Genomic DNA, 20,452 nt, shown 5'->3' on the forward strand with positions numbered 1-20,452 from the left:
ATTGTACACAACTAAGTGTAGAAAAAGCATCATTTAGTGTCAACGTTTATTTTCTAGGAAGAGAAGGTGAATTTCTCAGAAATGCTAAACGTTGACAGGCCTTTCGTTTGAGGTGTATCTTAAAATCAAGCGTAATTATGACTATTTTTCGCCCATAGGGGGGAGACAATTGTGATTCAAACGAAACAAATAGGCTTGCAAGAAGCTCTTAGTGCAGCCATTAAGCGTGCAACTGATGAAAAAATATTGGTTAGCTTCGTAAAACAAATAGACTGGATGGATCCGCTTCTGTTTTATGCAGCAGGAAAAAGGATTGCATTCGAAAATAGATGTTATTTTGCAGACCCGGCTCAGCATGTAATATTTGCTGGAATTGGCTCTGTTTTCACTATAGCAACTGCTTCTCACAAACGCTTTCAAACTGCTCGTGACGAGTGGGATAAAGTAAAAGAGAAAGCATTTGTACAAAGAGAAAAATACGAATTTGGAACAGGTCCTCTTTTATTTGGTGGATTTTCATTTGACCAAGAAAAAGAGAAAACGGACTTATGGAAAGAATTTGATGATACGACATTTTCACTACCAGCATTTTTATTAACTGTAAAAAATGAAAAAGCATGGTTAACGATGAATACATTTGTCTCAGCAACAGATTGTGCAGAGACTCTTTCTAACGAAATGATTTCTTTAGAAGAGAAAATTTTTTGGGAGAGTAAATGTGCATTAGAAGGATCGAAATTAACAGTTACTTCTAAAGTAGAAGTGGATCCGAAAGGCTGGATGGAGGCCATTGAGAAAGTACAAGATGAAATGAAGCTGGGGAACGTGCAGAAGGTTGTATTAGCGAGGGAGTTAAAAGTAGAGATGGATCATCATATTGATTCTGCTCTTGTCTTAGAAGCACTTCGCATTGGGCAACCGGATTGTTACGTATTTTCTTTTGATTATAAAGGAGCATGCTTCTTAGGAGCGACGCCAGAGAGGTTAATTCGCAAAGAAGATGAGAAGTTTACTTCGATGTGTCTTGCTGGTTCAACTGGTCATGGTCAATCTATAGAAGAAAGTAAGCGAAATAGTAATGCGCTTCTTCATGATGAAAAGAATTTAGCTGAACACGGTTATGTTGTGAATATGATTAGGTCGGTATTAAATGAGCACTGCGAATCCGTTAATATTCCGGAAAGTCCGGGCTTATTAACAACGAAAAACTTAATTCATTTATATACGCCTGTAGAGGCAAAAGGCGATGCGAGTCTTTTAACAATGGTAGAAGAATTACATCCAACACCAGCTCTTGGCGGGACACCTCGTTTGGAAGCGATGAAACTGATTCGTGATGTTGAATTGTTAGACAGAGGATTATATGGCGCACCGATTGGCTGGATAGATGATGAAGGAAATGGTGAGTTTGCGGTTGCACTCCGCTGCGGGTTATTAAATGGCGAGAAAGCATCCTTATTTGCCGGTTGCGGGATTGTAATTGATTCTGTACCGCAACTTGAATATGAAGAAACAAGTTTGAAGTTTAGACCGATGCTTGGTGCTTTGGAGGAATTAATGAAATGAACAATCATATAGAAGCATTATCATATTATTTAGGCGCGTTCGTGGATGAACTGACGCGTCTAAATGTATGTGATGTTGTCATTAGTCCAGGCTCACGGTCAACGCCGATAGCTCTACTAATGGAACAACACGAAGGAATGAACACATATTTACATGTAGATGAAAGATCTGCAGGATTTTTTGCGCTCGGTATCGCAAAAGCGAAAAAACGTCCTGTTGCATTATTGTGTACATCAGGAACGGCAGCAGCTAATTACTATCCAGCTGTATGTGAAGCTTTTCATTCACGAGTGCCGCTTATCGTCTTAACGGCAGATAGACCGCATGAATTAAGAGATGTCGGTGCACCACAAGCGATGAATCAATTCAATTTATACGGTACATTTGTGAAGCAATTTACAGAGATGGCTCTTCCAGAAGCGAGTGAAGCGATGTATCATTACGCTCGCATGACAACGCAGCGTATGATAGCGAATGCTTGTTTAGCGCCGCAAGGACCTGTTCATCTTAATTTTCCAGTACGCGAACCGCTTATCCCGGATTTCTCATTAGAAGGTTTATGGGATAAAGGACGCGGGGAATATACAGGAGTAGTTCAGCAAGGGAACGTGACGATGCCGAGTGAATATGTAGATTCGCTTGTAGGGCGCCTTTCACATATGGAGAAGGGGCTTATTATTTGTGGAGACGATAGTCATTCAGAACTCGCAGCATTTGCGGCAGAATTAGCTGAAAAAACTGGATATCCAATATTGGCAGATCCGCTTTCTAATATTCGTAGCGGACATCACGATAAAACGATGGTAATCGACTGTTATGATACATTTTTACGAAATGAACTGTTAAAAGAAACGTGGAAGCCAGAAGTTATGATTCGCTTTGGTGGTATGCCTGTTTCCAAATCATTAACGCAGTTCATAAAAAAACAAACGAAAGCAGTTCATATCGTTGTTGATGAATCTGGACAATGGAGAGATCCAGCTCTCGTTGCGACAGAAGTTGTCCAAGCAAATGATATTGTATTTTGCAGTGCATTAATAGAAAAAATGCCAGTTATGAAAAAGAATGATTGGTTCGGAATGTGGCAACATATAAACGAAAAAACGAAGGAAACGCTTCGTGAAATGGAAACATATGATACTGCATTTGAAGGGAAAGTTATTACGGATATTGTCCGCGTACTACCAGACGGGGCAACATTCTTTGCGAGTAATAGTATGCCAATTCGTGATACGGATTCATTCTTCTTCACATTGGATAAAAATATTCAAGTTATGGCAAACCGCGGTGTGAATGGGATTGATGGCATCATTTCGACAGCTTTAGGAGCGAGCATTATTTGCGATCCGCTCGTATTAGTGATCGGTGATTTATCCTTTTATCACGACTTAAATGGACTGTTAGCCGCGAAATTACATGAATTAAATATAACAATTGTCGTTGTAAATAATGACGGTGGCGGTATTTTCTCATTCTTACCACAGTATGAGAAAAAGGAACATTTCGAATCATTATTTGGAACACCAATTGGTCTTGATTATGAACACGTTGTTAAAATGTACGGTGGTTCATTTAGCCGTGTAAATGGTTGGGAAAGCTTCCGAGAAGAGGTACAAAAAGGAACGACTACAGAAGGTTTACACGTTGTGGAAATTTGTACGAACCGTGATGAAAACTTAATATTGCACCGGACATTATGGGCAAAAACGATGGACGTGATTACTACATCTTTACAAGGTGAATCGAAATGAACGTAACGCTGCAAGGTGTATCGTATGAATATGAAGTAGTCGGAAGTGGGGAACCACTTCTACTTCTTCATGGTTTTACGGGAAGCATGGAAACGTGGCGTTCTTTTATCCCTTCATGGAGCGAGCAGTTTCAAGTTATTGTAGTAGATCTTGTTGGGCATGGAAAAACAGAAAGTCCCGAAGATGTGAATCATTATGATATTCGAAATGCGGCATTGCAAATGAAAGAACTACTAGATTACCTTCATATTGAAAAAGCGCACGTACTTGGCTATTCAATGGGCGGTAGACTGGCGATTACTCTGGCATGTCTATATCCAGAGTATGTACATTCTCTTTTATTAGAAAATTGTACAGCTGGGCTTGAAAGTGAAGAGGACCAAAAAGAACGTTGTGAAAAGGATGAGCGACTTGCTGATAAAATTGAGCGAGAAGGCATCCGAAGTTTTGTATTAATGTGGGAAAATATTCCGCTATTTGAAACGCAAAAAAGTTTAGCAAAAAACGTACAAGAAGCAGTGCGAAAAGAACGACTTGCTAACAATCCAAAAGGACTTGCCAATAGCTTACGCGGCATGGGAACAGGGGCTCAGCCTTCATGGTGGGATGAGCTACACAACTTGAAAATGCCTGTTCTTTTAATGAACGGGGAGCATGATGAAAAGTTCTTTCGCATATTAAAAGATATCGAAAAATGCGTCTCTGACGCGAAATTTGTCAAAATTGATGGTGCTGGCCATGCAATTCATGTGGAACAACCGGAAAAGTTTGATACAATAGTAAAGGGATTTCTAAAAACTATGCAGTGATACTTTTTTCAGCAAGAAGGAAGCCACGCTTATAGATGAAATCAGAAATATACAAGGAGGTAGTTGTAATGGCTATTGAATGGGTAAAAGAAGGCAATTACGAAGATATTATTTATTCAACATACAATGGTATCGCAAAGATTTCGATTAACCGTCCTGAAGTACATAACGCATTCCGTCCAAAAACGGTAATGGAGTTAATCAACGCTTTTGCACACGCTCGTGATGATGCAAATGTTGGCGTTATCATTTTAACAGGTGAAGGTGGACGTGCATTCTGTTCTGGCGGCGACCAAAAAGTTCGCGGTCATGGTGGATATGTAGGTGACGACCAAATCCCTCGTTTAAACGTATTAGATTTACAACGTCTAATTCGTGCAATTCCTAAACCAGTTATCGCAATGGTAGCAGGTTATGCAATCGGTGGAGGACACGTACTTCATATCGTATGTGACTTAACAATCGCTGCAGACAACGCTGTATTCGGACAAACAGGTCCTAAAGTAGGAAGCTTTGACGGTGGATACGGAGCTGGTTACCTAGCTCGTATGGTAGGCCACAAGAAAGCTCGCGAAATTTGGTACCTATGCCGTCAATATAGTGCACAAGAAGCGCTTGATATGGGCTTAGTAAACACAGTAGTACCATTAGAAGAACTTGAAGCAGAAACAGTACAATGGGCACAAGAAATCTTAGCAAACAGCCCAATGGCACTTCGTTTCCTAAAAGCTGCATTCAACGCAGACACAGACGGTCTAGCTGGTATTCAACAACTAGCTGGAGATGCAACATTATTGTATTACACAACTGACGAAGCAAAAGAAGGTCGCGACGCGTTCAAAGAAAAACGCAGTCCGGACTTCGGTCAATTCCCTCGTTTCCCGTGATCAAACCAAAAGCAGAAGCGGCTTGCTTAGAACAAGAGGGCGTTGGAACTCCTGACGTAGAGGCGCTTTTTGCCTCGTAGGAAGAAGTGAAGCCACCGAACATTCTAGCTACTGTAGCTGGATGTTTTAAAAGCAGAGCCGACTGTTTAGCCTCGTAGGCTAAGGTTCTTTCGCACAGAAAGTGTACTTTACTTTCTCGTGCGGAAGGTTCTTAGACGGAAGGGGCTAGGAGGCGCAGCTAGATGAGATCAAACCGGAAACAAAACAACTAAGAGACTTGATGTCATATCAAGTCTCTTTCTTTCATGAAAGGAGAATGTATGATGGAGACGATGCCAAATTGGTTAAAGCAACGTGCATTTTTAACACCAGATCGCACTGCAATTGAAATAGAGGAAGAGAAAGTTACTTTCGTGCAGCTGCATGAAAAAGTAGTATCTGTTTGTGAACACCTCACGTATGTAGGAGTGAAGCGTGGGCAAAAGGTGGCTGTTCTGATGAAAAATGGTATGGAGATGATTACAGTTATTCACGCCCTATCTTATGTAGGGGCAGTAGCTGTACTTTTAAATACGCGTCTTTCAAGAGAAGAGCTACTTTGGCAAATGGAGGATGCTGAGGTTGTATGTTTAGTAACGGATCAAGATTTTGAAGCTAAAGATGTTCCTGTATATCCATTCGCCGAAGTGATGAATGGACCGAAGGCGGAAGCCTCTATACAAGAAGAATTCACTTTAGAAGAAGCGATGACAATTATTTATACGTCTGGGACGACTGGGAAACCGAAAGGCGTTATTTTAACGTACGGTAATCACTGGGCAAGCGCGGTAGGCTCTTCGCTTAATTTAGGGCTTCGTGATGATGATTGTTGGTTAGCCTGTATGCCGATGTTCCACGTTGGCGGGTTATCTCTTTTAATGAAAAATATTATGTACGGAATGCGCATTTTACTCGTTCCGAAATATGATGCTGACTTTATTCATAAAGCACTTCAAACGAGAGGCGTAACAATTATTTCTGTCGTTTCTAAAATGTTAACTGACTTATTAGAGAGACTTGGAGAAGAGACATATCCATCTTCTTTACGATGTATGTTACTTGGCGGAGGACCAGCGCCGAAACCGTTACTCGAAACATGTGTAGATAAAGGAATTCCTGTATATCAAACGTACGGTATGACAGAAACGTCGTCGCAAATTTGTACGTTATCCGCGGATTACATGTTAACGAAAGTAGGGTCTGCCGGGAAACCACTATTTCAGTGCCAACTTCGTATTGAAAAAGATGGTGTAGTAGTGCCGCCGTTAGTGGAAGGCGAGATCGTAGTAAAAGGACCGAACGTAACAGGCGGTTATTTTAACCGTGAAGATGCGACGCGCGAAACCATTCAAAATGGATGGCTTCATACTGGTGACCTCGGTTATTTAGACGAAGAAGGATTTTTATACGTATTAGATCGACGCAGTGATTTAATCATTTCTGGCGGAGAGAATATATATCCGGCCCAAATTGAAGAAGTGTTGCTTTCTCATCCGATGGTAGCGGAAGCAGGTGTCGTCGGTATGACTGACGATAAATGGGGACAAGTACCAGCTGCTTTTGTTGTAAAAAATGGGGAGGTAACAGAAGAAGAAATTATTCATTTTTGCGAGGAGAAATTAGCGAAATATAAAGTGCCGAAAAAAGCGTGTTTCTTAGAGGAATTACCACGAAATGCTTCGAAAAAATTGTTAAGACGAGAGCTAAGACAATTAGTGGAGGAGATGTAGTGGAAATAAAAAAAGCGACACTGTATATAACGGAAATGCCACTCGTAATCCCGTTTGCTGCGAGCTACGGGACTTACGAAAAGCGTGAGAGTATTGTTATTGAATTAGAGGATACAGACGGGTACATCGGATTTGGGGAAGTCGTTGCATTTTCTGAACCGTGGTATACGGAAGAAACGGTGAAGACAGCACTACATGTACTGCAAGACTTTTTGTTACCTGATTTATTAAAGGCTGAAATTTCTCATCCGAATGAGGTACCGGGTCTATTTCAACATATAAAAAGAAACCGAATGGCAAAAGCCGGAATAGAGGGGGCTATTTGGGATTTATATGCGAAGCGTCAAAAGAAATCGCTAGCGACAGTTCTTGGAGGAGCTAGCCCTGAAATTGAAGTCGGCGTTGTAATTGGGATCAATACGATTCCGGTTATGTTAAAACAAATCGAGAAGTACGCAGAAGAAGGGTACGAGCGTTTTAAAGTGAAAATAAAGCCAGAGCATGATTACGAATTATTGAAAGAGATTCGTAAAGAGTTTCCGAGTATCCCGCTAATGGCAGATGCGAATTCAGCGTATACATTAGCGGATACAGAGAAACTGAAACGACTAGATGAATTTCAATTGATGATGATTGAGCAACCGCTAGCAGATTACGATTTTCTCGATCATGCACAGCTGCAGAAGAAGATTGAAACGCCAATTTGTCTAGACGAAAGTATCCATAGTTTAGAAGACGCACGCGTTGCGATTACACTTGGTAGTTGCCGCATCGTTAACATTAAACCAGGACGATTGGGTGGATTAACAGAGTCAATCCAAATCCATAATTATTGTATGGAGCATAATATACCAGTTTGGTGCGGCGGTATGGTAGAGATGGGGATTTCACGAGCGCAAAATGTGGCCCTTGCCTCATTGCCGAACTTTACGATTCCAGGCGACATATCTGCTTCTAGTAGACATTGGCAGAGGGATATTATTTCACCGGAAGTGACGCTTGAGGGCGGGAAAGTGATGGTGCCGCAAAGCGTTGATGCTGAGTATGAAGTAGATCGCGGAAGGCTGGCGGAAATCACGAAGCAGCGGATTGTGTTTGAACGGTAAATGGAAGTTTCATTAGGATGCCCGCAAGTAGCGAGAGGATTTTGTCGTTCATTGTCGGTAAGTCGATATATTTCAATAATCGCTGATATAATTTTATTTACCAAGGTTACTGTAACGAGTAGCCTTTTCGTATTGTACAAATTGGATAGACTAGTTTACAATCGAGCGTATAAAAATGGAATGAAAAAGGGGGAGTAAAATGAAGCGCATTTCAATTTTAATAGCTGATGATGAGGCGGAAATTGCTGACTTAATTGAGATACATTTAGAAAAAGAAGGGTACCATGTTGTGAAAGCAGGGGATGGAGAAGAGGCGGTTCATATTATTGAAACGCAGCCAATCGACTTAGTAGTTTTAGATATTATGATGCCGAAAATGGATGGTTATGAGGTGACGCGTCAAATTCGCGCGAAACATCATATGCCGATTATTTTTTTAAGCGCGAAAACTTCGGACTTTGATAAGGTGACAGGTCTTGTACTAGGTGCGGATGATTATATGACGAAGCCTTTCACGCCAATAGAATTAGTTGCACGTGTAAATGCACAACTGCGTAGGTTTTTTACGTTAAATCAACCGAAAGTAGCGGAGAGTAAATCTGCTTTAGAAATAGGCGGAGTCGTAATTAATCCCGAGCGCAGGACGGTTGATGTGTATGGTGAGCAAATTGAATTAACGCCGAAAGAGTTCGATATTTTATATTTATTAGCGAGTCATCCGAAGAAAGTATACAATGTGGAAAATATTTTTCAGCACGTATGGGCAGACGATTATTATGAAGGTGGAAATACAGTAATGGTACATATTCGTACTTTGCGGAAGAAACTTGGAGAAGATAAAAGAAAGGATAAATTAATAAAAACAGTGTGGGGAGTAGGTTATACTTTCAATGGCTAATATGATGAAAAGTTTTCGATTTAAAATGATTGCCTTATTTGCGTTAAGTATGGTGCTTGCAGCAACTGTAACTTATATAATTTATAAAGGATTGCAGCTGTATTATAAAACGATGGTTCGCTACGAAGAGCCTTTAGCACAATTTAGGTCAATGGTAAGGGAATTTGGAGACATTAACTTCTTTTTAATTTTCTTTATTCCGTTGTCTATTATCTTTTTCTTCTTTTTGACAAAACCGTATTTAAAATACTTTGATGAAATTTCTAATGGGATTCATCATCTTGCGAACGGTAACTTTACGAATAAAGTTCAAGTTTCATCAAATGATGAGTTTGGAAATATCGCGCGTGAAATAAATGTTGCAAGTGAAAAGTTAAAAGAAGCTGTTGAAAGAGGAGATTTTGCTGAAAGTAGTAAAGATCAGCTTGTTGTAAATTTAGCTCATGATTTAAGAACGCCATTAACATCCGTGTTAGGATATTTAGATTTAATTCTTAAAGATGAAAATTTAACAAAAGAACAAATTAAACATTTCTCCACAATTGCATATACAAAATCGCAAAGACTGGAAAGTTTAATTGATGAGCTATTTGAAATTACACGTATGAATTATGGCATGCTAAAGCTGGATAAAAAGCCGATTGATATAAGTGAGTTACTTATACAGTTAGAGGAGGAATTGTATCCGTTATTAGAAAAACATCATTTAGAAGCTAGATTGAATGTGGACCCTCATTTACCGATGCACGGTGATGGAAAATTGTTAGCTAGAGTATTTGAAAACTTGTTAACAAATGCCGTTCGTTACGGATATGATGGGCAATTTGTTGATATGAATGGGTATGTTGATAATAGAGAAGTTGTCGTACAAATTATGAATTATGGAGATAGCATTCCAGAAGAAGATTTACCGTATCTTTTTGATATGTTTTACACAGGTGATAAAGCGAGAACTGAGAACCGTGGCGGGACAGGCCTTGGACTATTCATTGCGAAAAATATTGTCGAGCAGCATAATGGTACGATTTCTGCTGAAAGCAATGTAGTTAGAACGATATTTGAAGTACGATTGCCAAAAGACGAGAATGTAACAATTTAATAAAAATTTAAACTTTACCCCACTTTTTATTTTAATAGTTTTTTCTATTCTATACGTAAGTTACGTTAAGGAGGAACTAGAAATGAAAAAGTGGGTATTTATTTCTTTTTTTATAGCATGCACAGTATGTGTAGGCGTTTATATATCACCTTTATTTCAAAAGGAAATCGATGTTAAAATTGTCGGGAAAGATGAGCTAGTAAAGGCGGCAAACACTGAGAGGAAAGAGATTACGAAGGAACAAATTTATAAGGGTGATTTATTATTAGTTAACAGGGATTATCCAGTAAAAAAAGATAGTATTAGGTCTGATATTATAAATATAAATCATAATAGTGAATTAGTAAGAGGCTATGTAATATTTGATAGAAAACTTCGTTTATCAAAGGATGTTGTGAAAAAGTTTTTGAACGTTGTCGATGCGGCTGGAAAAGAAAGTGTTAACCATTTTTTGATTAGTAGTGGTTATAGAGATTTCCAAGAGCAAAAACAGCTATATGAAAAAATGGGATCTGATTATGCACTTCCAGCAGGATACAGTGAACATAATTTAGGATTATCACTGGACATTGGGTCTACTCAAAAAAAAATGGAGAAAGCGCCTGAAGGAAAATGGATTGAAGAGAACGTATGGAAGCATGGCTTTGTATTACGTTATCCGAAAAATAAAAGTAACATTACTGGAATTCAATATGAGCCATGGCATATCCGTTATGTCGGCCTACCTCATAGCGCAATTATGCAAAAAAAGAATTTTACACTAGAGGAATATTTAGAGTTTTTAAAAGAGGAAAAAGAGGTTTCAACTGAAGTAGAAGGTAAGAAATATACTGTTTCTTATTATAAAGTTTCTGAGAATACGAAAGTGAACGTTCCAGCAAACAAGCAGTATGAAATTTCCGGTAACAATATGGATGGGGTTATTGTGACGGTTCAGGAATAGAGAAAAAGGCTGTGCCATTTGGGACAGCCTTTTCTTATATAAGAAAGGAATTGACGTTTTTTGTCGGTAAATCGATATTCCTTGTCGAATCGTTGATATATTTTGAGTTACGATAGATATAATTAAAAAATCGTTGATATATTGTAAGTTATGATAGATATATTCGAAAAATCGTTGATATAATTTCCTGTACTATCAACATTTTGGAGGAGCATCTTTTTATTTACTTTTAAACATTATAACGTTATATTTACTTCTCCCTTTTTTTGTGTTACGCTAAGCGTGTGAAAGAGATATAAAAAATGAAACTTAAATGTAAGCGTATTCTTATGGCTTCTTATAGAAAAGGGTGGAAATACAATGACAGAACGATTCGTACTACGTAATGTGAAACGTGTGAACGGGGAAGAGATTGACATTGTAATTGAAAATAATAAAATCGCACAGGTGACGAAAGCTGGTGCTGGCGAGGGTGGAACGGTTCTTGATTACTCAGGTACTTACGTATCGAGTGGCTGGATTGATTTACATGTGCATGCTTTTCCAGAGTTTGATCCGTATGGCGATGAGGTGGATGAAATTGGCGTTAAGCAAGGGGTAACGACAATTGTTGATGCGGGTAGCTGCGGAGCTGATCGCATTGCAGATTTAGTAAAAAGTAGAGAACAGGCAAAAACGAATTTATTTGCCTTTTTAAATATTTCTCGCATCGGTTTAAAACGAATTGATGAATTATCCAATATGGAATGGATAGATAAGGAGAAAGTAATAGAAGCAGTAGAAAAGTATAAAGATGTAATCGTTGGGTTAAAGGCGAGAATGAGTAAAAGTGTCGTTTGTGATAGTGGAATTGAACCGCTTCATGTTGCACGCTCTTTATCTCGTGAAACATCATTACCGATTATGGTACATATCGGTTCAGCGCCTCCTCGTATTGAGGAAGTTGTACCTCTTTTAGAAAAAGATGATGTTATTACACATTACTTAAACGGGAAAGAAAATAATTTATTTGATGAAGAAGGCAAACCGCTACCTGTGTTATTAGATGCAGTGAATTGTGGTGTTCATTTAGATGTTGGTCACGGTAATGCTAGTTTTTCTTTTAAAGTAGCAGAGGCGGCGAAGCGTCACGATATTGCTTTTAATACAATTAGTACAGATATTTACCGGAAGAATCGTATACACGGTCCAGTGTATAGTATGGCTCACGTTCTTTCGAAATTCCTTTACTTAGGGTATCCGCTAGATGAAGTAATTGATGCGGTGACGAAAAATGCGGCAGAGTGGCTGAAAAAACCAGAGCTTGGCCGTATTCAAGAAGGCGATATTGCAAACTTAACTTTATTTACGGTGAAAGATGAGAAGGTTACGTTAATTGATTCCGAAGGGGATCAGCGCATTGCTGAAAGAAGAATTGATACGAAAGGGGTTGTAATCAATGGGTCATTCATTGAATGCTAAGTACGGATTAAAAAGAGTAATTAATGCGAGCGGTAGAATGAGTATTTTAGGTGTATCCGCTCCTACAGATACAGTTATGGATGCGATGAAGCATGGTGGACAAAATTATGTAGAAATTGCTGATTTAGTAGATAAAGCGGGAGACCATATTGCGAGAATTCTAGATTCAGAGGCAGCAGTCGTTGTGAATTCAGCATCGAGCGGAATTGCACTTTCTATCGCTGGTATCGTTACAGAAGGAAATCGCCGTAAAAGTGAAAGACTTCATCAAGAAGTGATTGCGAAAAACGAAGTGATTATGTTAAAAGGCCATAACGTTCAATACGGTGCTCCTGTTGAAACGATGATTTATTTAGGTGGCGGTAAACTTGTAGAAGTTGGCTACGCAAATGAAGGGAAAGCAGAGCATATTGAAGATGCGATTGGTGAAAATACAGCAGCGATTCTGTATGTGAAATCCCATCATGCCGTGCAAAAAAATATGATTTCTGTTGAAGAAGCATGGGAAGTTGCGCAGCGAAATAACGTACCACTGATCGTCGATGCAGCAGCTGAAGAAGATATTCAAAAATATGTGAAGTATTCAGACCTTGCCATTTATAGCGGATCAAAGGCGATTGAAGGACCGACTTCTGGTATTGTCGGTGGTAAACGAAAGTATATCGAATGGCTGAAAGTGCAATTACATTGCATTGGAAGAAGTATGAAAGTGGGGAAAGAAACAACTTTCGGCTTACTTCAAGCGCTTGATGAGTACGGAGTAAAAGAAGATAAAAGTGAGCAAGAAAAAGAGTTGTTACAAGTGCTTATGCCGCTTAAAGAATTAAACGGTGTCAATGTAACGATCGTTCAAGATGAAGCAGGAAGAGCGATCTTTAGAGCACGTATTCACATTAACGAGAACGAGTTAAATAAATCAGCAAAAGACGTCGTAACAGCATTACGCGAAGGCGAAATTGCCATTTACACACGTGATTACGGCGTAAGACAAGGATTCTTTGATATTGATCCACGTCCACTTCAAGGTGATGACATACATGTAATTGAAGAAAAAATGAGAGAAATTGTAGGGGGAAACTAAAATGACAAACATTCAAAAGCGTTTTTATAAAGGCCGCGTAGCATTAAATGTATTAGCGAACAATACCCGAAATGCGAAAGATATTTTTGAAGCAGCAGAAGGGTATGTAGTAGTGGGAGTGTTATCAAAAGACTATCCGACAGTAGAAGAAGCAGTAACTGCAATGAAAGCATACGGAAAAGAAATTGATGACGCTGTATCAATCGGGCTAGGGGCAGGAGATAATCGCCAAGCAGCAGTTGTAGCTGAAATTGCGAAGCATTATCCTGGTAGCCATATTAACCAAGTGTTCCCTTCAGTTGGAGCAACGCGAGCAAATCTCGGCGAAAAGGATAGCTGGATTAATAGTTTAGTATCACCAACAGGAAAAGTAGGTTACGTAAATATTTCTACTGGCCCAATTAGTGCGGCTGGAGAAGAAAAAGCAATCGTTCCAATTAAAACAGCGATCGCACTTGTACGTGATATGGGCGGAAATTCATTGAAATACTTCCCGATGAAAGGGCTAGCTCACGAAGAAGAATATCGCGCAGTTGCGAAAGCTTGTGCAGAAGAAGGATTCGCATTAGAGCCAACAGGTGGAATTGATAAAGAAAACTTTGAAACAATTGTACGTATTGCGCTTGAGGCAAATGTAGAGCAAGTTATCCCGCACGTATACTCTTCTATTATTGATAAAGAAACTGGTAATACGAAAGTAGAAGATGTTCGTGAATTATTAGCAGTCGTGAAAAAGCTAGTTGATCAATATGCGTAAGAAAATTGCAGCGTTCGGTGAAGTAATGATGCGCCTGCAAGTACCTGGATATGAATTGTTGTCGCAAGCTAACACGTTAAATTACTCATTTTCAGGTACAGGTGTGAACGTTGTAGCGGCACTTTCTCACTTAGGGCATGAAGGGCTTCTTATTTCAACTTTACCGGAAAATTCGGTTGGAGATGCAGCTGTATCTTACATTCAAAAGTTAGGGATTCAAACTTCTCTTGTTTCAAGAGGTGGTAAATATGTAGGTATGTATTTTTTAGAAAATGGATTCGGTGCACGTGCAAGCCGCGTTACATATTCGAATCGATTAGAAAGTAGCTTCAATACGGCATGTGAAGAAATGTATCAATTTGAAGAAATCGCAAAGGAAATTGATATCGTTCATTTTTGCGGTATTACACTTGCGATGAATGATACTGTGCGTCATCATATGAAATCTTTAGCGAGAGCAGTTAAAGAAAACGGAGGAACCGTCGTTTTTGATTGTAATTATCGTCCCTCACTTTGGGGAGAAGACGGATATGAACAGGCAAAACCGCATTATGAAGAAATGCTAGGGCTTGCTAATATCGTTATGATGAATGAAAAAGATGCGATGTTCGTTCTTGGGATGAAAACAGAAGAGATGGAGCGTGAGGCGCAGCTGCTGGATCTCATTCCAAAGGTAGCTGAAACGTATCATATTGCTACAATCGCTGGTACTCATCGCTCTATTAACAGTGATAATACACATTCGCTTCGCGGGTTTATATGTAAAGATGGATCGTTCACTTTTGCAAAAACACTTACGTTTTCTGTATATGATAGAATAGGTGCTGGAGATGCTTATACGAGCGGAATTATTCATGGCGAGATAAAAGAGTTCGCACCAGAGAAAGCTGTTTCATTTGCGTCAGCAGCTGGAATGCTAGCACATACAATCGTCGGTGATACGCCAATGTCATCAGAGAAAGATATACTTCGGGCAATGACGGCATCAGTAGGTGATGTAGAAAGGTAGTGGGTGTAACAGTGAACGTAACGAGGAAAAAAGGACCATTATATTTACAAATAAAAAATATTATTCGTGATCGCATATTACATGGTGTATATGCGATTCATACGAATATTCCTTCAGAACCGCAATTAGAGGAAGAGTTCAAAGTTAGCAAGATTACAGTACGAAATGCCATTAAAGAACTCGCTCAAGAAGGATACTTGGAAAAAAAAAGCGGTAAAGGAACGAAAGTAATTCGTAATACTTCGGCGACAAAGTTGTCAAAGGGTAAGAAATTTACAGAAGTGTTAGTGGAAGAAGGATATAAAGTACAGAAGAAATTGCTAAAAGCAGAAGTCGTACATAATGAGGAAGGAACAGTGCCATTTCGATTATTCGGGAAAGAGAGTTTCCGTATCGAACGTTTATATACGTTAAATGATACACCGTACATTCATTATACGCACTATTTCTCAGCACACATGGCAAGTACAGATTTATCGGACTTTGATTTACAATCGCTTTATGATTTAGTTGAAGACCGAGGTATACATTTAGAAAACTTCAGAGATGAATTCGCTGTTGGGCTTGCGCCTAGCTTCGTTGCAGAAGTGCTAGGTGAAAAAGAGGGGACAGCGTTATTAAAACGTATGCGCTATTCTTATGATGAAGTTGGCGAAGTAATTGAATATAGCGAAGGCTACTACAATACAGAAATGCAGCATTATGTAGTGAATTATGACGTATAAAAAGAGGGGATGTTCCCTCTTTTTTTATAAAGTAAAACTTTAATTAGTGGAGGAGGGCATCACCCACTAATTATTAGCCCACACCAATCGGGATAAAAGTAAGGAGAATGAGAGATGGATATATACTTATTAATCGTCAAGTTACTTGCGATCACAATTGTTATTTTAGGGGTATCATGGTGGAAATGGCATGCATTTATTAGTTTAACAGTTGCGAGTTTGTTTTTAGCTATTATGTCTGGACTGAACTTAACGAAAATAGTGGCTGCCTATGAAACTGGTGTTGGTAGTGTACTAGGACATTTAGTTGGTATTTTGGCACTTGGAACTATATTAGGGAAAATGATGTCTGATTCAGGGGCAGGCATGCAAGTTGCAGATTTCTTTATTCGATTTTTCGGCGTAAAAAAATTACCTTGGGCTATGTTATTTGCAGGGTTTGTTATAGGGATTCCTGTCTTTTTTGAAGTAGGGATCGTCATTTTATTACCACTTGTTATTTCCATTCGAAAAACGACGAAGCAAAATATATTATTAATTGCGTTACCTGTTATTGCGGGATTATCTATCGTACATGGGCTAGTACCACCACATCCAGGTGCCATGACAGCAATCGGTATTTATAACGCGAACTTAGGAAAGGTACTTTTATATTCATTACTTATCGCGTTACCAACGGCTATTATAGCAGGGCCAATATTTGCAAAGTGGGTACATAAGAGGGTTATACCGGAAAATGAACCGGAGCTTGTTCGAGTTACGACAGTATCAACTGATTTGCCAAGTCGTAAAGTATCATTCTTTATTATTTTATTACCAGTTGTATTGATGATTTTATCAGTAGTTGCACCATATATTTCATTACCGGAAAAGTTAACTGAATTTTTTGTTTTTATAGGGAGTCCAGTAATCGCTTTACTTATTTCATGTTTCGCAGCATTTTATTTACTTGGAATAAGACAAGGAATTAATAAAAAGATAATTAAAAAATTAACGGATGAAAGTTTATTACCGGTCGGCTCCATTATCTTAATTATTGGTGCAGGCGGTGGATTTAAACAAATATTAATTGAAAGCGGCGTTGGAACGGCTATTGCACAAATGGCAGAACACATTTCGTTATCACCAATTGTATTAGCTTTCATGGTAGCTGGATTAATTCGAATTGCAACAGGTTCAGCGACAGTCGCACTAACGACAGCAGCAGGAATTGTTTCACCGGTTATTCAGCACATGTCTGGTGTGAATTTAGAGCTTCTCGTTATTGCAACCGGTGCAGGTTCATTAATGTTTTCTCACGTAAATGATGCAGGCTTCTGGCTTGTAAAAGAGTATTTAGGATTAACGGTGAAGGAAACATTTAAAACGTGGACGGTGCTGGAAACATTGTTGTCATTTATTGCATTCGGTTTTGCCCTTTTGTTGAATATGTTTCTTTAAAAGATACCTGAATAGGTATCTTTTTTTTGATTAAGCCCAATTGCTAAAACAAGCCCGTTTTTAGGTAAGCCAAGCTTCCTATTCGCCCTGAAAACATAATATAAATGGAATCCCCTCATTTAGAACAAGAGGAACTTGTTATGAATGATACTAAAGGAGGAATAGGGTAATGAGCGAAAAGTGTGAACACAGACATGATGATTGTAACCGCAGAAATGGTTGCGGAGGCGGTTTTGCGCTTCTAATCGTATTGTTTATTTTATTAATTATCATCGGTGCTAGCTGCTTCGGCGGAGGCGGCTCTTGTGGATACGGTGGTTACGGCGGTTATGCTGGCGGCTATGGTGGATATTGCTGCTAATTAAAAACTATTGAAAATGGCCTTGTGCAATACGCACAAGGCCATTTTATTCATATTTTTATATGCTGTGATAATTTATTAATGTACAGAGAACGGATTAAGAAGAAGAAAATGATCTCGATAATCCCGAAAAAGGTGAGTACGATACATGTCTCTTTTAGTAAGGAGAAAGAAAACATGCTTTGTAAAAACTTAACCGCAAATAACGTGTGAACACCAGCAACGATGTAAGGAACAAAAAATAAAATTCCTAATTGAATGGTTGCAGAGCGAAACATTTCTAATTCAGTTAAGCCAAGTTTTGTAATCGTAATATACTTTTGTCTTTCAGTTGTTAAGTCATTATACATACGGAAATATAAGACACTAGCCGCACCGATAAAGAAGATAAAACCAAGAAATGCCCAAATAAAGAATTGAGCAACTGCATTTCCTTTACCGTAAATGAGTTCATCCGTAGCCGTATGTATGAAGAAAGGAACTTGAGCGTTCTCTTCTGTATGCTTTTTGTAGAACTCACGTGCATCACCACTAATAACACGTAACATATTTCTGGTTGGAACTATTGCATTTTCCCAGTTTTCTACGAAGTAGTTATAGATTACGGTTGTTTCAATATGAGGAATCATATTATCAAATACATAATCTTGTACGACAGTTAAATGTGGGAATGCAAAGGATGGTTCTATTCCCTTATTAATAAACCCTTTAATATAAAATTCTTTTTTATTAGATCCGAGTGTAATCGCATTTTGCTTTGCAAATGGATTAGATACGAGATCGAGAAGTTCTGGTGAGTGGCGAGAAATAATATACACTTCTGTAGAATCGATTGTTATTTCCGGTCTTTTCAATTGTTGAGCGATTGCGTTATAATCGCTCATCTTCATAAGCATAATATCTTCTTTTGAAGCTATATCTTTTAAGACTGTAAACTTATATTTTTTGTACTGAAAATTACTAGTTGTAAGCTCCGTTTCAATTGTAGAAATATGCTTTTGTTCAAGGGAATTGTCACCTTCTGATGTATAAGTGAAGGGGATGGGATATCGCTCTAGTACTGATGCCTTCGTATTGTTATTAGCAGCGAATAACCCAATAATAATTGTAAATGCAAGTGCAGATAGCATAGAAACGATAAAGAGTACGTTAATATTACTACGGGTACGAGCAACTAAGTCCGAAATCCATAACATATTTATTTGTTTCAAATAAAACTTTCTACGCTTCTTTAAAATATAGATAAAAAGAAGAAATGTTTGTGAAAAGAATAAATATGTCCCAACTACTACGAGCGGTAAAATAGATAACATAATAAAAAAGACAGATCCATTTTGCACATTTTTTTCCGTTACGTAGCCTCGCGGATAACCAGCGATATAATAGCATAGCCCTAAACAAATTAAAGCAAATAAAGAGATGAGTATAGATGGTCTTTTTTCAGCTGGTATTTTCTTGTTCCCTTTAATAAGGTGGGCTGTTTTTCGAGTACGAATAAACATTGGTGTAAACGTAGAAACGATTAAAAATAAAATGATAAACGTTACGGTTGTCACGATAATCGCTTCTGTTGGCCAATATAAATAGAGACCTTTAGCACTTGTTAATTTCGAAGTGACTAATAAGAAAAAGTTAGAAAATACAAGGCCACCTTGAATGCCGATAAAGATAGACAATATCCCGATTATCATATTTTCAGTAAATAACAGTCTTTTTAATTGTCGCTGTGAGATACCGAGAATTGTGAGTATCCCGAATTGCTGCTTCCGTACATTTAAAAATGTTCCAATTGAATATAAGAGAAAGAAGAACGAGAACATAACAATCACAAGCTGTGCTGTACTAGCTAAGTTCATTAGAGGATCACGTTCTTGAAAGTTTTGTACACTCTGTAACCGCGGGTGATACGCGTATACAGTAAATGAAAAGAAAACCATGATAGAAAAGGCACTACTGACAAAGTAGGCGAAATATGCTTTCGAATTACGCGAGACATTTTTAAATGCAAATTGCCAAAATGTCATCCACGTCTTCCTCCTAATAACGCTAGAACATCTAATATTTCTTGATAAAATTTCTCGCGATATAATCCGCGGTGTAGTTCGTTGTAAAGCTCGCCATCTTTAATGAAAATGACGCGGTTACAATAACTTGCTGCAAACGGATCGTGCGTAACCATTAAAATCGTTGCATCTTCTTCTTTATTTAATTTCGTAAATAGCTCCATTACGTCAATTGCTGCTTTTGAATCTAAGTTCCCTGTTGGTTCATCAGCAAGTAGAAGTGAGGGATGATGGATAACAGCACGTGCTACTGCGGTACGCTGTGCTTGTCCTCCAGAAACTTCAAAAATACGTTTGTCCAAAATATGATCAATTCCAAGCTTTTTTGAAATGTTATCAAGCTTTTCATCCATTTCTTTTAACGGAACATTATCTAATGTTAAAGGTAGTACGATATTTTCACCGATTGTTAGTGTATCTAGTAGATTAAAATTTTGGAAAACAAATCCTAACTCTTGGCGGCGGAAAATGGCTAACTTCTCTCTACGAAATGTGTGCGGTTTTTTTCCATTAATAACGACATCACCAGAAGTAGGGGAATCAATTGTAGAAATAACGTTTAAAAACGTAGATTTACCGCTACCAGATGGCCCCATGATAGCAACAAATTCACCTTTATCTACGTGTAAATTTATATTTTTTAAAGCGGTATGAGGTACTTTTCCCTCATACACTTTTGAGACGTTTTTTATGTGTAATACTTCTTCCATAATAATCACCTTTCTAT

Annotated in this window: 18 protein-coding genes; 16 read left to right on the plus strand and 2 right to left on the minus strand. The window is 38.4% G+C overall.

Annotated elements, in window-relative coordinates; translation table 11 throughout:
• Nucleotides 1–171 precede the first annotated feature (171 nt).
• The 16 genes from DN403_RS21420 to DN403_RS21500 all read left to right on the plus strand — a co-directional run bounded on the left by DN403_RS21420 (nucleotide 172) and on the right by DN403_RS21500 (nucleotide 17,662).
• Entirely contained in the window at nucleotides 172–1,566 is a 1,395-nt protein-coding gene (locus tag DN403_RS21420) for an isochorismate synthase (RefSeq protein WP_000616702.1), read from the plus strand.
• Entirely contained in the window at nucleotides 1,563–3,317 is a 1,755-nt protein-coding gene (gene menD / locus DN403_RS21425) for a 2-succinyl-5-enolpyruvyl-6-hydroxy-3-cyclohexene-1-carboxylic-acid synthase (RefSeq protein ID WP_001059211.1), read from the plus strand. The genes DN403_RS21420 and menD overlap by 4 nt, the downstream gene beginning before the upstream one ends.
• Entirely contained in the window at nucleotides 3,314–4,126 is an 813-nt protein-coding gene (menH, locus tag DN403_RS21430; protein ID WP_001103350.1) for a 2-succinyl-6-hydroxy-2,4-cyclohexadiene-1-carboxylate synthase, read from the plus strand. Before menD ends, menH begins: the two co-directional genes overlap by 4 nt.
• Nucleotides 4,127–4,194: 68 nt before the next feature.
• A complete protein-coding gene (gene menB, locus DN403_RS21435; RefSeq protein ID WP_000963888.1) occupies nucleotides 4,195–5,013 on the plus strand; it encodes a 1,4-dihydroxy-2-naphthoyl-CoA synthase in 819 nt (272 codons plus the stop codon).
• Nucleotides 5,014–5,336: 323 nt separating this feature from the next.
• Nucleotides 5,337–6,782, plus strand: a complete 1,446-nt coding sequence (locus tag DN403_RS21440) for an o-succinylbenzoate--CoA ligase (protein ID WP_000449560.1) — start codon at nucleotides 5,337–5,339, stop codon at nucleotides 6,780–6,782.
• Nucleotides 6,782–7,888 (plus strand): o-succinylbenzoate synthase, encoded by a 1,107-nt coding sequence (gene menC, locus DN403_RS21445; RefSeq protein WP_149185728.1) that lies wholly within the window; start codon nucleotides 6,782–6,784, stop codon nucleotides 7,886–7,888. Before DN403_RS21440 ends, menC begins: the two co-directional genes overlap by 1 nt.
• A gap of 199 nt (nucleotides 7,889–8,087) precedes the next feature.
• Complete coding sequence (locus DN403_RS21455; RefSeq protein WP_016077166.1) at nucleotides 8,088–8,786, plus strand: response regulator transcription factor; 699 nt, start codon at nucleotides 8,088–8,090, stop codon at nucleotides 8,784–8,786.
• Nucleotides 8,779–9,885 carry a sensor histidine kinase gene (locus DN403_RS21460; protein ID WP_000002603.1) on the plus strand — a complete coding sequence of 369 codons (1,107 nt, stop codon included), beginning with the start codon at nucleotides 8,779–8,781 and terminating at the stop codon, nucleotides 9,883–9,885. The genes DN403_RS21455 and DN403_RS21460 overlap by 8 nt, the downstream gene beginning before the upstream one ends.
• A gap of 82 nt (nucleotides 9,886–9,967) precedes the next feature.
• Nucleotides 9,968–10,828, plus strand: coding sequence for a D-Ala-D-Ala carboxypeptidase VanY (locus tag DN403_RS21465; protein WP_016077167.1), 861 nt, complete (start codon nucleotides 9,968–9,970; stop codon nucleotides 10,826–10,828).
• Nucleotides 10,829–11,188: 360 nt separating this feature from the next.
• On the plus strand, nucleotides 11,189–12,289 hold the full coding sequence (locus DN403_RS21470; RefSeq protein WP_016077168.1) for an amidohydrolase/deacetylase family metallohydrolase: 1,101 nt from the start codon (nucleotides 11,189–11,191) through the stop codon (nucleotides 12,287–12,289).
• The gene (locus tag DN403_RS21475; protein WP_016077169.1) at nucleotides 12,267–13,370 is read left to right on the plus strand and encodes a DgaE family pyridoxal phosphate-dependent ammonia lyase; all 1,104 of its coding nucleotides are present in this window, start codon (nucleotides 12,267–12,269) and stop codon (nucleotides 13,368–13,370) included. Before DN403_RS21470 ends, DN403_RS21475 begins: the two co-directional genes overlap by 23 nt.
• Nucleotide 13,371: 1 nt before the next feature.
• Nucleotides 13,372–14,127, plus strand: a complete 756-nt coding sequence (gene dagF, locus DN403_RS21480; RefSeq protein WP_000181937.1) for a 2-dehydro-3-deoxy-phosphogluconate aldolase — start codon at nucleotides 13,372–13,374, stop codon at nucleotides 14,125–14,127.
• On the plus strand, nucleotides 14,120–15,136 hold the full coding sequence (locus tag DN403_RS21485; protein WP_001227513.1) for a sugar kinase: 1,017 nt from the start codon (nucleotides 14,120–14,122) through the stop codon (nucleotides 15,134–15,136). The genes dagF and DN403_RS21485 overlap by 8 nt, the downstream gene beginning before the upstream one ends.
• Nucleotides 15,136–15,861 carry a GntR family transcriptional regulator gene (locus DN403_RS21490; protein WP_000539294.1) on the plus strand — a complete coding sequence of 242 codons (726 nt, stop codon included), beginning with the start codon at nucleotides 15,136–15,138 and terminating at the stop codon, nucleotides 15,859–15,861. The genes DN403_RS21485 and DN403_RS21490 overlap by 1 nt, the downstream gene beginning before the upstream one ends.
• 114 nt (nucleotides 15,862–15,975) lie before the next feature.
• Nucleotides 15,976–17,301, plus strand: coding sequence for a gluconate permease GntP (gene gntP / locus DN403_RS21495; RefSeq protein ID WP_149185729.1), 1,326 nt, complete (start codon nucleotides 15,976–15,978; stop codon nucleotides 17,299–17,301).
• Nucleotides 17,302–17,470: 169 nt separating this feature from the next.
• Nucleotides 17,471–17,662, plus strand: a complete 192-nt coding sequence (locus tag DN403_RS21500; protein WP_001290406.1) for a YjcZ family sporulation protein — start codon at nucleotides 17,471–17,473, stop codon at nucleotides 17,660–17,662.
• Between the two features lie 50 nt (nucleotides 17,663–17,712).
• On the opposite strand, the gene DN403_RS21505 is transcribed toward DN403_RS21500, so the two are convergent.
• Both DN403_RS21505 and DN403_RS21510 read right to left on the minus strand, forming a co-directional pair.
• Nucleotides 17,713–19,686 carry an FtsX-like permease family protein gene (locus DN403_RS21505; protein ID WP_042596312.1) on the minus strand — a complete coding sequence of 658 codons (1,974 nt, stop codon included), beginning with the start codon at nucleotides 19,684–19,686 and terminating at the stop codon, nucleotides 17,713–17,715.
• Complete coding sequence (locus DN403_RS21510) at nucleotides 19,683–20,435, minus strand: ABC transporter ATP-binding protein (RefSeq protein WP_000393250.1); 753 nt, start codon at nucleotides 20,433–20,435, stop codon at nucleotides 19,683–19,685. Before DN403_RS21510 ends, DN403_RS21505 begins: the two co-directional genes overlap by 4 nt.
• Nucleotides 20,436–20,452: the final 17 nt, after the last annotated feature.

The sequence above is a fragment of the Bacillus sp. AY2-1 genome, assembly GCF_008368965.1.
Lineage (GTDB): Bacteria > Bacillota > Bacilli > Bacillales > Bacillaceae_G > Bacillus_A > Bacillus_A thuringiensis_S.

Coding starts and splice junctions, on each gene's coding strand:
- menD (WP_001059211.1), top strand. CDS start 1,563: ATGAACAATCATATAGAAGCATTATCATATTATTTAGGCGCGTTCGTG.
- menH (WP_001103350.1), top strand. CDS start 3,314: ATGAACGTAACGCTGCAAGGTGTATCGTATGAATATGAAGTAGTCGGA.
- menB (WP_000963888.1), top strand. CDS start 4,195: ATGGCTATTGAATGGGTAAAAGAAGGCAATTACGAAGATATTATTTAT.
- DN403_RS21440 (WP_000449560.1), top strand. CDS start 5,337: ATGGAGACGATGCCAAATTGGTTAAAGCAACGTGCATTTTTAACACCA.
- DN403_RS21455 (WP_016077166.1), top strand. CDS start 8,088: ATGAAGCGCATTTCAATTTTAATAGCTGATGATGAGGCGGAAATTGCT.
- DN403_RS21460 (WP_000002603.1), top strand. CDS start 8,779: ATGGCTAATATGATGAAAAGTTTTCGATTTAAAATGATTGCCTTATTT.
- DN403_RS21465 (WP_016077167.1), top strand. CDS start 9,968: ATGAAAAAGTGGGTATTTATTTCTTTTTTTATAGCATGCACAGTATGT.
- DN403_RS21470 (WP_016077168.1), top strand. CDS start 11,189: ATGACAGAACGATTCGTACTACGTAATGTGAAACGTGTGAACGGGGAA.
- DN403_RS21475 (WP_016077169.1), top strand. CDS start 12,267: ATGGGTCATTCATTGAATGCTAAGTACGGATTAAAAAGAGTAATTAAT.
- dagF (WP_000181937.1), top strand. CDS start 13,372: ATGACAAACATTCAAAAGCGTTTTTATAAAGGCCGCGTAGCATTAAAT.
- DN403_RS21485 (WP_001227513.1), top strand. CDS start 14,120: ATGCGTAAGAAAATTGCAGCGTTCGGTGAAGTAATGATGCGCCTGCAA.
- gntP (WP_149185729.1), top strand. CDS start 15,976: ATGGATATATACTTATTAATCGTCAAGTTACTTGCGATCACAATTGTT.
- DN403_RS21500 (WP_001290406.1), top strand. CDS start 17,471: ATGAGCGAAAAGTGTGAACACAGACATGATGATTGTAACCGCAGAAAT.
- DN403_RS21505 (WP_042596312.1), bottom strand. CDS start 19,686: ATGACATTTTGGCAATTTGCATTTAAAAATGTCTCGCGTAATTCGAAA.
- DN403_RS21510 (WP_000393250.1), bottom strand. CDS start 20,435: ATGGAAGAAGTATTACACATAAAAAACGTCTCAAAAGTGTATGAGGGA.